The sequence below is a fragment of the Synechococcus sp. JA-2-3B'a(2-13) genome (assembly GCF_000013225.1).
GTDB lineage: Bacteria > Cyanobacteriota > Cyanobacteriia > Thermostichales > Thermostichaceae > Thermostichus.
Window position 1 is genome coordinate 945,708 of sequence record NC_007776.1, and the last position, 13,171, is coordinate 958,878.

A 13,171-nucleotide genomic window follows, 5' to 3' on the forward strand; every position below is an offset into this window, starting at 1 on the left:
GCCCACTCAATTCTCGATGTCTGTCCAGGAATGGAGGCCATAGAGCACTCTGGAGTTGTCGGCAGCCAGCCTAAGACAGTTTGACGTCAGGGCTGGGGGAGATCAAATCTGGGCCGATGCTGTAGGAGGAGCCACGGTAACTGGGTTTGGGGTTGAGCTTGTCTTGAAAGCGGGTGATGATCTGGATGGTGCGCTGTACATCCGCCGGAAAGATCACCACCAGGTCTCCGGGTTCGGCTTTCTCCAGAGCGGTTTCGATAGCAGTTGCCTCATCCAAGATTTCCTGCAGACGATCCCCTGCCTTTTCCTGTTCCCAACCCTGCCGGATTAGGGCGGCCACCTCGCCTGGTTCCCGTCCTCGCCGGTCATCATCTTCTTTGACAATGGCTCGGTCGAACATGCGCGCTGCCAAGACTCCCAGCTCTCGTAGGTCGCTGTTGCGCCGATCCCCAGGCCCGCCGATAACCCCAATTTTTCGTTGGCAATCCCAGCGCTCCAGGGTACTTTGAATGGCTTCGTAACCTGCTGGGTTGTGGGCATAGTCAACCAGCACTTGGTAGCCCCCCACATCGAACAAGTTGAGGCGACCAGGGGTTTGGGCCACAGAACTGGTGAAGGTGCCCAGCGCCATGCGGATGTCGTCGATGGAAACCCCGTGCAGGAAGGCTGCCAAAGTAGCGGCCAGCACATTTTGGATCATGAAGCTGGCCTTGCCAGAGAGGGTGAGGGGAATTTTGGTTACATCTTCTATGCGCAGTTTCCAGCCCCGTTTCAAAATTGAGATGTGGCCCTCTTCATAGACAGCTGCTATGCCCCCGGAAGCAATGTGCTTTTGAATGAGGGGATTTTCCGGGTTCATGCTGAAATAGGCCACTGTCGCCTTGACATTGGCGGCCATGGCGGCCACCAGACCATCATCGGCATTCAAGACAGCGTAGCCCCGCTCGTGTACCGCTTCCACCAAGACGGATTTGACGCGGGCCATGTCTTCTAGGGTTTCGATATCCCCCAACCCTAGGTGATCTGAGGTTACGTTGAGCACCACGCCAATATCGCATTCCGGAAACCCCAGCCCCTCTCGCAAAATGCCGCCTCGCGCCGTTTCCAGCACCGCCACTTCTACGGTGGGATCCCTGAGCACCAGGCGGGCGCTGTGGGGGCCGGTCATGTCTCCCTTGGCAATTTGATGGTTTTGGATGTAAACGCCGTCGGTGGTGGTAAAGCCGACCCGCTTGCCGATGCCTTTGAGGATGTGGGCGATCAGGCGGGTGGTGGTGGTTTTGCCGTTGGTGCCGGTGACGGCCAGGATGGGGATGCGGGTGTGGCTGCCGGGGGGAAAGAGCATGTCGATGATGGGCTCAGCCACATTGCGCGGGATCCCTTCGCTGGGGGCCAGGTGCATGCGCAAACCCGGAGAAGCGTTCACCTCGACAATGCCGCCCCCGGTTTCGTTGACGGGCTGGGCAATGTCCGGGCAGATGAGGTCGATGCCCGCCACATCCAGGCCGATGATCTGAGCTGCCCGTTCGGCAATGAAGGCGTTGTAGGGATGGATGATATCGGTGCAATCGACGGCGATGCCTCCGGTGCTCAGGTTGGCGGTGGATTTGAGGGTGCAATGTTCTCCTTTGGGCAGCACCGTATCCAGGGTGTAGCCTTTGCTTTCGAGGATACGCAGGGTCATGTCATCAACGCTGATTTGGGTCAGCACGTTTTCGTGGCCAAACCCCCGCCGCGGATCCCTGTTGACTTCGTCGATCAGCTCTTGAATGGTGGAGCGGCCATCTCCCACCACATAGGCTGGGATCCGCTTGGCCACAGCCACCAGCTTGTTGTTGATCACCAGCAGTCGGTAGTCATCCCCCACCAGGTGCTTTTCCACCAACACCACATCGGAGTATTGGCTGGCGGCATCGTAGGCGATCTCGGCGGCTTCCAGGCTGGTGATGTTGACGGTGATGCCCTTGCCGTGGTTGGCGTTAAGGGGCTTGATCACCACCGGAAAGCCCCCGACATCCTCGATGGTGGCTGCCAACTCGCTGCGGCGACGCACCGTATAGCCCTTGGGCACCGGGATCCCCATGTCCTGCAGCAGTTCTTTGGTGGCCCGCTTGTCGGCGGCCAGGTCGGCGGCAATGATGCTGGTTTTTTCAGTGGTGGTGGCTTCGATGCGCTTTTGGTAGACGCCGTACCCCAGTTGCACCAGGGATCCCTTGTTGAGGCGCAGATAGGGGATCCCGCGCAGGGCGGCCTCGTCCAGCAAAGCTTGGGTGCTGGGGCCGAAGCGGACGTTCTCTCGGATCTCTCGCAACTCTTGAATGTCCAGTTCTAGGTCGCGGCGGTAGTCTTCTCCATCCACCAAAGCCTGACAGAGGTAGACTGCAGCTTTGGCCGCAAAGCGCCCGGCCTCTGCCTCTTGATACTCGAACACGACGTTGTAGGTGCCGGGGGTGGAGGTTTCGCGGGTGCGGCCAAAATCCACTTTCATGCCGGCCAGAGTCTGCAGTTCCAAGGCCACATGCTCCACCACATGGCCCATGAGGGTGCCCTCTTCCACCCGTTGCAAGAATCCCCCATAGCAGCCGCGGGAGCACTGGTGTTCCCACAGTCCCGGCAACAGGGCCTCCAACCTTTCTTTGAAACCCGGGATGGTGTTGGTGGGTCGCTCCTGCAAGTCTTCCAGATCAAGCCGCATTTGAATCAGCTTATGACGACGGATGCTCCAGTAGTTGGGGCCACTGAGAACGCGGATGGATCGGATGCGCATAGGGTCTAGGGGAAACAGCGGGGAAGGGGACAGATAACTTAGGGTCGTTTTAGGGTCGTTTTCAGGATGCCGGCGCAGGAAACTGCCAAGGACTACATCCCGCTGGCGCGACCAGCCCTAATCTACACTCCCTTTGCCAAGGTCGAGAAAGAGTATCCTTTAATACAATTCTTTCGGCAGGCGAGCAAGGTTAAGACAACGCAATGGATCCCGCTTGACCACATCGGTACAGTGGGGGGCAGACGGGTCTGCGGCACATGGAAAGAACCTATCTGCTGGGGTTGGGCTGGATCTTAGGCCTGCTGGTGCGGGCTTGGCCCCAAGCTGCCGGGTGGGGCTGGGGGATCCCTCTGGGATTGGGGCTGGCGGGATCCCTGCTGTGCCGGCGGCAACCGCGTCTGGCCCGCACTTGGCTGGCGATGGGTCTGGTGGGGTGTCTGGCTTGGAATTACCTGGGTTGGCGGCAGCCTTTTCCCGGGCCGACGGATATCAGCCTGTTGGCCCCCCAGCAGCAGATGAACTTGGTGGGCACCGTCCTCTCGGAACCTCGTCCCACCCGCAGCGAACGGCGGCAATTTTGGCTGAGAGCAGAGCAGGTGCTCAACGCCGACTCCACGGCCCGCCAGGTCAGCGGCAAGCTCTACGTCACCACCGGCCCTGAGGCCCTCCAGGACAAGGATCTCCACCCCAACCAACGGGTGCGCCTGACGGGATCCCTGTACCTGCCCAGTCCGGCCTTGAACCCGGGCAGCTTTGATTTTCAAGCCTACCTGCAGCGCCAGGGGGCTTTTGCCGGCTTCAGCGCCCGTGAGGTGATCCTGCAGCCGGGGGGAAGAGGTTGGGGGGGCTGGGTGTTGCGGCGGCGGGTGCGAGAGGCGTTCGTTGCTGGATTGGGGGAGCGGCAGGGGAATCTGTTGGCTTCCTTGGTGCTGGGATCCCGGGCCGCCCAATTGGATTTCGACTTGCAGGATGCCTTCCGGGAAATCGGCATGGCCCATGCGCTGGCCGCCTCTGGGTTCCATGTGTCGCTGTTGGTGGGGGTGGTGTTTGTCCTAACACGGCGGTTGGCGGTGCGCCTGCAGCAGGGGAGCATCCTGGCGGTGCTGGGGCTTTATACCGCCCTCACGGGGTTCAGCCCTTCGGTGTTGCGAGCGGCACTGATGGGGGCGGCGGCCATGCTGGTGCTGACGGAGCCGCGCCTGGAAGGAAAGGTGAAGCTCAATCCCCTGGGGACGCTACTGGTGGCGGCAGTTTTGCTCTTAATCTACGAGCCGCTGTGGATTACAGACCTGGGGTTTCAGCTCAGCTTTGCCGCCACCCTGGGCCTGCTGGTCGGAACAGCCCCAATTGTTTCCCGGCTGGACTTTTTGCCTCCGGCTGTGGCCACCGCCTTGGCCGTTCCGCTGGCAGCCCAGATCTGGACCTTGCCGCTGCAAGTGGCCATCTTTGGCCGCATCCCCACCTACTCGCTGCTGGCCAACCCGCTGCTGCTGATTCTGCTAGTGCCGCTGCTGGTGGCGGGGTTCGGGGTGGCGTTTGGGGCTTTGCTCTGGCCGGGGCTGGGATCCCTGCTGGCCCGGCCCTTGACGTTTTTGATCACGCCTTTAATCAACTGGGTGAACTGGATGGCCAGCTGGCCTCTGAGTTCCTACTACACCGGCCGGGTCTCCCTGCTCCAGTGCTTGCTCCTCTACGGGGCGCTGGTGGCCCTAACCTTTTGGCCGCGGTGGCGACAGGCCTTCCGCTGGCAGGGCACAGCCCTGATCATGGCCGCCATCCTCCTGGGTCCAAGGATGTGGCCGGGGCCGCCGGTCCAAATTACCGCCTTGGCCAGTGGACGAATTCCCATCCTGGCCATTCAAGCGGAAGGGCGCCACCTCTTGCTCAACAGCGGGGATCCCCGTTTGGCAGAACGCACGGTGTTGCCCTTTTTGCGGCAGCAGGGCTTGCACCGTCTGGACGGGGCGGTGGCCATGACCTCCGCCGGCTCTGCCAATGGCGGCTGGGAGATCCTGCTGTCGGCTTTCTCCAAAGGAGTACGTCCCGCCAACGCGATTGGGCAATTCTGGGATGGGGGAGGGGCTAATGCGGCTTCCGAAAGTTACCTGCGTTCCCTTAGTGCCGTGCAAGCTGCCCAGATCCCCTATCAGGTGCTGCAGCCAGGCGATCGGATGCCTTTCTCGGAGCGGCTGCGGCTGCAAGCTGTCTACACCAATCCCCTGGTGTTGACACTGGAGGCTGAGGGATCCCATTGGCTGCTGCTGGGCTCTGCCGGCACCCATGTGCAAGTCGAGCTAACCGGATCCCCGCTGATGCCGGCCCAGATCGACTGGCTGTGGTGGGACGGGGGATCCCTGATTTTGGATCTCCTGGAGCGCTTTCAGGTGCAGGCGGGCATTAGCTCTGGCTCTGTCGGCGAGACGGTGGTCACCTGGTTCCGGCAGAAACAACGACCCCTCTACGTAGCCGATCGGTCTGGAGCGGTAAGCTGGTCGCGGCGGGGAGTGCAAACCTTGAGGTCACAATTGGATTGAGCAGCGCTGTAGTCTGGGGTACAAACTCGGTAGAATTCGAGCAAAAAAGCTTGCAGCTTCCCAAACAAAGTGGGAGAGAGGCTAGCAGGGCAAGGCGGCGGGGGATGTCTTAGACATGTTCAGAGTAGCTACAGAGGAATAGCTACAGAAGCCGATCCCGCATTCGTCCACAGAGGGTACCCCTACACCTGCAGCGGTTCCCTGGGACAAGCGGGCAGTTGCCAGCACATCTCCAGCCAGCTTTTTAGCTCCTCAGGTTGGCCCATGAGGCTCATTTCCACCAGCAGAATGGCGGCTCGGTCGGCGGCTCCTTTGGATCCCAGACGAATCAAGGCAGACAGGCTTTCTTCCCGCCAGCAGACGGATACCCCCTGCCGGATCAAGGCCCGGGCGGCAACGGGGATGCACGAGAGTGGCACTTGGATGTCCCGCCGCTCGTAATCGGGAATGGACAGCATGAACGGCAACCCAAATCTTTATTATGTCTTAATCTTCTTCCCTTTTCGCCTGTCCGTCACGGGTCTTTGCAAAGTATGAAGTGATCTTTTGTGAACTTTGTAGAGTTCTCGACATCGTTGAGAACAGTGGGCGAGCAAGCGCGGGATCTCTCGCGGGATCCCTGGAGAAAACTTAAAAGATAGCGGCGATTTCTCAGCCTCATTTCCCCACAGCCGCGAGAATGGCTGCATGCGCAGGAGATGGGGAGATGCGAGCAGAAGGTTGGGAGAGGCGAGTTGGTCGCTGGTTGCCCAAGGCCACCCTTGCCGGAGCCGTATTGATCCTGGTGGCAATGGGCAGGCCGCTGCGATTGGTGGGCAACGGAGAAAATATGGTGGTGTTCACCTGGGGAGGGGGGGTGAGCCCGATGGCTTTGCAGCCTGGTCTCCATTGGGTGCCGCCTTTTGTCTCGCGCACGGTTACCTTCGATGTAAAAACGCAGGCCCTCACCTGGAAGGACAAAGACCCGACTGCCTACGCGCCGCGGCTGGTGGCCCTTTCTCAGGATGGGCAGCAGATTGCGGCTGAGGCGACGCTGCAGTTTCGCATTGTGGACGCCCCCAAGGTCTATACGCAACTGGGGGAAAATTACCTGGATCGCATCGCCCCCATCGTCCGGTCGGTCATTCTGAATGAGACCAGCGGCTTTTCTGCCCAGGCTCTGTATTCCACGGAGCGCCCGCTGCTGCAAGGACAAATTCGGGAACGGGTGGCTCTTCTGCTGAAGGAATACGGCATCGAGGTTTTGGATTTTCTGCTGCGGGATGTGGATTTCGATCCTGATTTCGTAGCGGCCATTGAGGCAAAAACCATTGCCGAAAATCAACTGGCGCAAAAGCAATTTGAGATCGAGCAGGCCCGCCAAGATGCCCGCACCATCATTTCTCAAGCGGAGGCAGAAGCCGGTCAATTGAGAGCCAAAGCACAGGCCCTCACCCAAAATCCGCAGTACCTAGAGGTGGTGAAAGCCACAGTACTGGGATCCCGCCTGGAAACTTTGATCACCAAATAACTCAACAGGAAATCAATCCTTTTAGCCTGTCCCCAATTTCCTCAGCTCTTCTCACCGACCCTAAAACGGGAGCAGCCGCCATGTATCCAACAGGAGAAACACCCCAAAGCAGAGTGGGTTGGTTAACCGTAGGAGGGATCGCCGTCTTGGCGGCCCTGGGAGTGCTCCGCTCTTGCCTGTACGTCACTTTGCCCGGACATGCCACTGTAGTTTTCAATACCTTTTCCGGGCTGCAAAAGGGGCGGGTAGAATTGCCGGGGGTCATCTTCCGGATTCCAGGGATCGAGACGCCGATCACCTACACCGTGCTCACCCGCGTTTGGGAGTTTACCAACGACCCTGCCTCGGCCAATGCCATCAGCAACGCCATCACCGTGAACACCGCCGATGGACAAGCCTTTGCCATCGATGTGGCCATTGCCCTCAAGCCCAACCTCGCCACTTTGGACGAGCTGCACGCCAGCATCGGCGAGAACTATCTTTCCACGGTGGTGGTGCCGGTGGTGCGCTCCAAAATCCGGGATATCTCCGCCTCTTTCAATTCGGAAGACTTTTACCGGAAAAGCCAGCGGGCTGCCATCGAACAACGAGCGCTGGACTTGATTCGCCAAGAGATGCCTACTGTCAACCGCGATGGCCAAACCCTGCCTCTGGTGCAGGTGGAGGGCCTGTTTCTGGGCAACCCCAATTTCCCACAAGCCTTAAGAGACTCGATTGAACGCAAACAGGTGGCCTCGATTACAGCACAAACGGCGGCAGTGCGGGCGCAAATTCAGGAAAAAGAGACCGAGCGGCTGCTGATCTTGGCGGCGGCCAACCAGCGGGCCATTGAGCTGAAAGGACAAGCGGCAGCGCAGAACGCGCAACTGGCGGATCTGCTGTTCTACGAGAAGCTGCAAGAGCGCATCCAAAACCCGACGGGCTCGCTGCCCCGTTTGCGCATCATCCGCGTCGAGGGAGATGCCACCGTGTTTCTCAATGTGGATCCCCATCAGGCAGCCCTGCAAAGAGGGCAGTAGGTTCAGCGAAGTTGCGGAGTACAGACTTAAAAGTCTGAGTATAAAGTGTGTCCAGATCTGAAGGCGAAGGGATGTCATTCGAGTTCGTTGACATCCTACCGCCAGGGGTCTGGGCTGGGATCCCTCGTAGAGTTGCGCCGAATCCGGCTGAGGGGGAAAGCTCGCACTCGATGCAAGGCTAGGTTTTACCACCATGAACTCCCACCTGATCCACACCCCCTTTCCCCGCCTAAACCCGAAGCTGGCGGAGGCGGATCATGTTTTGGTGGTGGACGATCAGGCCAGCAGCCGCCTCTACATCGGTGAGCTGTTGCGGTCGGCCCACTTCCGCGTGAGCGAGGCCACCAACGGCGAAGAGGCTTTGGAGGCTGTGGAGCGGCTTCGGCCAGACTTGGTGCTGTTGGATGTGCTGATGCCGAACATGAGCGGGTTCGATGTCTGCCGGCAACTGAAGGCCAATGAGCTGACCCGCCTGATCCCCGTTGTGCTGATCACTGCCCTGACCGACCGCTCCAATCGCCTGATGGGGATGCAGGTGGGGGCCGACGACATTTTGACCAAGCCCTTCGATCACGTGGAGCTGCTGGCGCGGGTACGCTCATCCATCCACCAAAAGCGCTTGAACGAAGACCTGGATCACGCTGCCGGGGTGTTGTTTGCCATTGCCCGCGCTGTGGAGAGCCGGGATCCCATCACGGGTGACCATTGCGAACGCTTGGTGGCCATGGGGGAACAGTTTGGCCGTTACTTGGGGCTGTCTCGTCAACAGATCAAGGCCCTGCGCTGGGGCGGCTACCTGCACGACATCGGCAAAGTCGGGATCCCGGATGCGATTTTGTGCAAGCAGGGCAAGCATACCCCGGAAGAATGGGAGATCATGAAATCCCACGTCTTGATTGGCGAAGACATTTGTCGGGGCTTGCGCACCATGCAGGATGTGCTGCCGATCATCCGCCACCACCACGAGCGTTGGGATGGCAGCGGCTACCCGGATGGGCTGGCAGGCGAAGAGATTCCCCTGTTGGCCCGCGTCTTTCAGGTGATCGACATTTTCGACGCTCTGACCTCTCCTCGCCCCTACAAACCGGCCTTGACCGCCGAACAGGCCCTGGAAGTGCTGCGGGAGGAAACCCGCAAGGGCTGGCGGGATCCGAACTTGGTGCGCGAGTTTTGTGACTTTATGTTTGTTACGGCCTTTAATTTGCTGGAGGCGGGATAGGGTCTGGAGGGCCGGGCCAGTCTGGAGAGGCGGCTTTTGGGGTTTGAGCGGCAACGATTACCCCGGCTACACGGATCCCGGCAGCGGCCAATACCTGCTGGGCGGCTTGCACAGTAGAGCCGGTGGTGTAGATGTCATCCACCAGCAACACCGGTGTGGCCGGAACTTGTTTCAGGGCAAAGGCCCCGGCCAAGTTGTGCTGTCGTTGCAGCGGGTTGAGCTCATATTGAGCCGCTGTGGCCCGCACCCGCACCAGAGCCTCAGGCCAATGTCTCAGACCTGTCCGCTGGCAAAAGGCTTGGCTGATCAAGGCGGCTTGGTTGTAGCCCCGCTGCCGCAGCCGCTCTGCATGCAGAGGGATGGGCACCACCGTGTAGGCCCCAGGGGAGCCTAAAGAGGTGGACTGGCTTTCGACCCAACGGGATCCCAGCCATTCTCCCAAAACCGAGCCAATGCGCCGTTGTCCTTCGTACTTCAGGCAATAGATGGCCCTGCGCAGCGCCCCCCGGTGGATCCCCCAGGCGTAAAGTGGCCAAGGCGAGGTGGTGACTGGCCAAGTGGCAAGGCGCTCCGCCTGCAACCGCCTTTGACAGTCTTGACAGAACACGGCCTTGGCAGGGCGCCGGCAAAGCGGACATGGAGGCACAATCCACCAATCTAACCAGCCCATCGTCTGCTAGGGATCCTTTCTGGTGTGCAGAGTCTCCTAAAAAGCTGAGGCAAGGGGGGAACGAGGCCGAAATTCAGACTCGGCCAGGCTAACAGCCCAGCAGTCCATCCCCAAGTTGACGCTGGGATCCCGCCTTGCTAGGATTCAATATCGCCGGATAATTCAACCGGATAATTTAAAATTTAAGTCGTGACCTTCTCTGCCAGCCCATGCCCACCATTCAGCAACTGATCCGTGAGGAGCGCAGCGTTGCCGCTCGCAAGACCAAGTCTCCTGCCCTGAAGGCTTGTCCACAGCGGCGGGGGGTTTGCACCCGAGTGTACACGACAACGCCCAAAAAGCCCAACTCGGCCCTGAGAAAAGTGGCTCGCGTTCGCCTCACTTCCGGCTTTGAGGTCACCGCTTACATTCCCGGCATCGGCCACAACCTGCAGGAGCACTCTGTGGTCATGATTCGCGGTGGGCGGGTTAAGGATTTGCCCGGCGTGCGTTACCACATTATCCGGGGTACCCTCGACGCTGCAGGGGTCAAAGACCGCAAACAAGGCCGCTCCAAATACGGGGCGAAACGGCCCAAGCCGGGCCAAGCTCCAGCCGCCGCTGGCAAGAAAAAATAGCTTTGCCCTCACCCTCAACCCTCCATATCCCACTCGTCATCTTTCTTTCTGCCATCCCCATCTGAACAAGCAACCCAGCTCCTATGTCTCGCCGCAACCGTGCCCCTCGTCGTGATGTGCCCCCGGATCCCAAGTATGGGAGCCGTCTGGTTACCATGCTGATCCGCAAGTTGATGATGAGGGGTAAGGCATCCCTGGCTGCCAGGATCCTCTATGAAGCTCTGGACATTGTGCGGGAGCGCACCGGCCAAGACCCACTGCCCTTGCTGGAAAATGCTGTTCGCAACGCCACCCCACTGGTGGAGGTGAAAGCCCGCCGGGTGGGCGGAGCCACTTATCAGGTGCCTGTGGAGGTGAGAGGAGAGCGGGGCACTTCCCTAGCGCTGCGCTGGTTGGTGACCTTTTCGCGCACTCGTCCAGGTCGCACCATGGCCGCCAAGTTGGCCAATGAGCTGATCGATGCAGCCAACGAAACCGGCAGCGCCATTCGACGGCGGGAAGAGGTGCATCGCATGGCCGAGGCCAACAAAGCCTTTGCCCACTACCGCTACTGAATTAGCCTGCGGAGCAGTGGAGACTTTTGGGATCCCTGTTCTGCCCAGCCCGAGTTCCAGCGAGGTGGAGAAAAATCGGCAAAAAAGATTAGAATTGTAAAGGATTTTTTAGTTTGCCCAAGTCGCAGGGCGACGAGGATTGGGAGGTTGACGTGGCACGCACAGTTCCCCTAGAACGAGTCCGAAACATCGGCATCGCGGCTCACATCGATGCTGGCAAGACCACGACCACAGAGCGGATTCTCTTCTACTCCGGTCTGGTGCACAAAATTGGCGAAGTTCACGACGGAACTGCGGTCACCGATTGGATGGCCCAGGAGCGGGAGCGGGGCATCACCATCACCGCTGCGGCCATCACCACCCGTTGGACTAAGCGGGATCCCGCAAATCCTTCCCAGCCCCTCTCCGGCGCACCGGAGTACACCATCAACATCATCGATACTCCTGGGCACGTCGATTTCACCATTGAAGTTGAGCGCTCCATGCGGGTGCTGGATGGGGTGATCGCCGTCTTTGACTCGGTGGGCGGCGTGCAGCCTCAGTCTGAGACCGTCTGGCGGCAAGCCAATCGTTACAATGTGCCCCGCATTGCCTTCGTCAACAAAATGGATCGCATGGGGGCCAATTTCCTCAAGGTTTACAACCAGATCCGGGAGCGCCTCAAGGCCAATGCTGTGCCCATCCAACTGCCCATCGGTGCCGAAGACGGGTTTTGCGGCATTGTTGACTTGGTGCGGATGCAAGCCCGCATTTATATGGATGAGATCGGCAAAGACATTCGTCCAGCCCCCATCCCTGAGGAGATGAAAGATCTCGTGGCAGAGTATCGGGCCAAGCTGGTGGAAGCAGTGGCCGAGACGGACGAAGCTCTGATGGAAAAGTACTTCGCCGAAGAAGATCTGAGCGAAGCCGACTTGATGGCGGGTCTGCGCAAAGGCACGATCAGCGGCCAAATTGTGCCCATGCTGTGTGGCTCTGCCTTCAAGAACAAGGGAGTCCAGATGCTGCTGGATGCGGTGGTGGATTACCTGCCCTCGCCTGTGGATATTCCGGCCATCAAGGGGGTGCTGCCAGATGGCTCAGAAGTGTCCCGCCGTGCCAGCGACGATGAGCCCTTCTCCGCCCTGGCCTTCAAGTTGATGAGTGATAAGTACGGGGATCTCACCTTTATTCGCGTCTACTCGGGGGTGTTGACCAAAGGTACTTATGTGCTCAACTCCACCAAGAACAAGAAGGAGCGAATTTCGCGGTTGGTGGTGCTGAAGGCCGATGAACGCTTGGACGTGGATGAGCTGCGGGCAGGAGATCTGGGAGCTGTGGTGGGCCTCAAGGACACCACCACCGGAGACACCCTCTGCGACGAAAATGCGCCGGTGATCCTGGAGTCTCTGTTTATCCCAGAGCCGGTGATCTCAGTAGCGGTAGAACCCAAAACCAAAGCCGATATCGATAAGCTCTCCAAGGCCCTGCAGGCCCTGGCCAAGGAGGATCCCACCTTCCGCGTGTCTGTGGATCCCGAGACCAATCAAACCATCATCTCTGGGATGGGCGAGCTGCACCTGGAGATCTTGGTGGATCGGATGCTGCGGGAGTTCAACGTAGAAGCCAATGTTGGCAACCCACAGGTGGCCTACCGCGAAACCATTCGCAAGCCGGTCAGCCGCGTGGAAGGCAAGTTTGTTCGCCAGAGCGGTGGCCGTGGCCAGTACGGCCATGTGGTGATCGACCTAGAGCCGGCGGAGCCGGGTACAGGGTTTGAGTTTGTTTCCAAAATTGTGGGTGGCGTCGTGCCCAAGGAATACATTGGGCCGGCTGAGCAAGGGATCCGAGAAGCCTGCGAATCCGGTGTGCTGGCGGGCTATCCCTTGATCGACATCCGCGCCACCCTGGTGGATGGCTCCTACCACGAGGTGGACTCCAGCGAAATGGCCTTCAAGATCGCCGGTTCGATGGCTCTGAAGGAGGCCGCTCGCAGGGCAAGCCCTACCCTGCTGGAGCCGATGATGAAGGTCGAGGTGGAAGTCCCTGAAGCCTTTGTGGGGGATGTCATCGGGGACATCAACGCCCGCCGCGGCCAGATGGAGGGGATGAATACAGAAGGCGGCATTACCAAAGTCAATGCCAAAGTTCCCTTGGCGGAGATGTTTGGCTATGCCACCGACATTCGCTCCAAGACCCAGGGTCGAGGCACCTTCACGATGGAGTTCAGCCACTACGAGGAAGTTCCTCGCAGTATCGCCGAAGCCATCATTGCCAAAAACAAAGGAAATGAGTAGCTGAC

10 protein-coding genes are annotated in these 13,171 nt (G+C 59.5%); 7 read left to right on the forward strand and 3 right to left on the reverse strand.

Going from position 1 to position 13,171, the window contains the following annotated elements; genetic code table 11:
* Positions 1-70: 70 nt before the first annotated feature.
* Positions 71-2,767 (reverse strand): cyanophycin synthetase, encoded by a 2,697-nt coding sequence (gene cphA, locus CYB_RS04340; RefSeq protein WP_011432546.1) that lies wholly within the window; start codon positions 2,765-2,767, stop codon positions 71-73.
* Between the two features lie 257 nt (positions 2,768-3,024).
* Here cphA and CYB_RS04345 point away from each other — a divergent pair, with 257 nt between their 5' ends.
* Positions 3,025-5,301, forward strand: a complete 2,277-nt coding sequence (locus CYB_RS04345; RefSeq protein WP_011432547.1) for a ComEC/Rec2 family competence protein — start codon at positions 3,025-3,027, stop codon at positions 5,299-5,301.
* 182 nt (positions 5,302-5,483) lie between these two features.
* Here CYB_RS04345 and CYB_RS04350 read toward each other — a convergent pair whose 3' ends face one another.
* Complete coding sequence (locus CYB_RS04350) at positions 5,484-5,759, reverse strand: hypothetical protein (RefSeq protein ID WP_238376900.1); 276 nt, start codon at positions 5,757-5,759, stop codon at positions 5,484-5,486.
* A gap of 248 nt (positions 5,760-6,007) precedes the next feature.
* Between CYB_RS04350 and CYB_RS04355 the strand changes: the two genes are divergently transcribed.
* The 3 genes from CYB_RS04355 (at position 6,008) to CYB_RS04365 (ending at position 9,049) form a co-directional block, all read left to right on the forward strand.
* On the forward strand, positions 6,008-6,811 hold the full coding sequence (locus CYB_RS04355; RefSeq protein WP_011432549.1) for a prohibitin family protein: 804 nt from the start codon (positions 6,008-6,010) through the stop codon (positions 6,809-6,811).
* A gap of 80 nt (positions 6,812-6,891) precedes the next feature.
* On the forward strand, positions 6,892-7,830 hold the full coding sequence (locus tag CYB_RS04360) for a prohibitin family protein (RefSeq protein ID WP_011432550.1): 939 nt from the start codon (positions 6,892-6,894) through the stop codon (positions 7,828-7,830).
* A 193-nt stretch (positions 7,831-8,023) separates the two neighbouring features.
* Entirely contained in the window at positions 8,024-9,049 is a 1,026-nt protein-coding gene (locus CYB_RS04365; protein ID WP_011432551.1) for an HD-GYP domain-containing protein, read from the forward strand.
* Here CYB_RS04365 and CYB_RS04370 read toward each other — a convergent pair.
* Entirely contained in the window at positions 9,027-9,719 is a 693-nt protein-coding gene (locus CYB_RS04370) for a ComF family protein (RefSeq protein WP_011432552.1), read from the reverse strand. The genes CYB_RS04365 and CYB_RS04370 overlap by 23 nt on opposite strands.
* A 209-nt stretch (positions 9,720-9,928) precedes the next feature.
* On the opposite strand from CYB_RS04370, the gene rpsL reads away from it, so the two are divergent.
* The 3 genes from rpsL (at position 9,929) to fusA (ending at position 13,166) form a co-directional block, all read left to right on the forward strand.
* A complete protein-coding gene (gene rpsL / locus CYB_RS04375) occupies positions 9,929-10,336 on the forward strand; it encodes a 30S ribosomal protein S12 (protein WP_011432553.1) in 408 nt (135 codons plus the stop codon).
* An 83-nt stretch (positions 10,337-10,419) separates the two neighbouring features.
* On the forward strand, positions 10,420-10,890 hold the full coding sequence (gene rpsG, locus CYB_RS04380) for a 30S ribosomal protein S7 (protein WP_011432554.1): 471 nt from the start codon (positions 10,420-10,422) through the stop codon (positions 10,888-10,890).
* A 152-nt stretch (positions 10,891-11,042) separates the two neighbouring features.
* Positions 11,043-13,166, forward strand: coding sequence for an elongation factor G (gene fusA, locus CYB_RS04385; RefSeq protein ID WP_011432555.1), 2,124 nt, complete (start codon positions 11,043-11,045; stop codon positions 13,164-13,166).
* Positions 13,167-13,171: the final 5 nt, after the last annotated feature.

What these genes read in the sequence shown, in the direction of transcription:
- cphA (WP_011432546.1), bottom strand. Translation starts at nt 2,767, where the DNA reads ATGCGCATCCGATCCATCCGCGTTCTCAGTGGCCCCAACTACTGGAGC.
- CYB_RS04345 (WP_011432547.1), top strand. Translation starts at nt 3,025, where the DNA reads ATGGAAAGAACCTATCTGCTGGGGTTGGGCTGGATCTTAGGCCTGCTG.
- CYB_RS04350 (WP_238376900.1), bottom strand. Translation starts at nt 5,759, where the DNA reads ATGCTGTCCATTCCCGATTACGAGCGGCGGGACATCCAAGTGCCACTC.
- CYB_RS04355 (WP_011432549.1), top strand. Translation starts at nt 6,008, where the DNA reads ATGCGAGCAGAAGGTTGGGAGAGGCGAGTTGGTCGCTGGTTGCCCAAG.
- CYB_RS04360 (WP_011432550.1), top strand. Translation starts at nt 6,892, where the DNA reads ATGTATCCAACAGGAGAAACACCCCAAAGCAGAGTGGGTTGGTTAACC.
- CYB_RS04365 (WP_011432551.1), top strand. Translation starts at nt 8,024, where the DNA reads ATGAACTCCCACCTGATCCACACCCCCTTTCCCCGCCTAAACCCGAAG.
- CYB_RS04370 (WP_011432552.1), bottom strand. Translation starts at nt 9,719, where the DNA reads ATGGGCTGGTTAGATTGGTGGATTGTGCCTCCATGTCCGCTTTGCCGG.
- rpsL (WP_011432553.1), top strand. Translation starts at nt 9,929, where the DNA reads ATGCCCACCATTCAGCAACTGATCCGTGAGGAGCGCAGCGTTGCCGCT.
- rpsG (WP_011432554.1), top strand. Translation starts at nt 10,420, where the DNA reads ATGTCTCGCCGCAACCGTGCCCCTCGTCGTGATGTGCCCCCGGATCCC.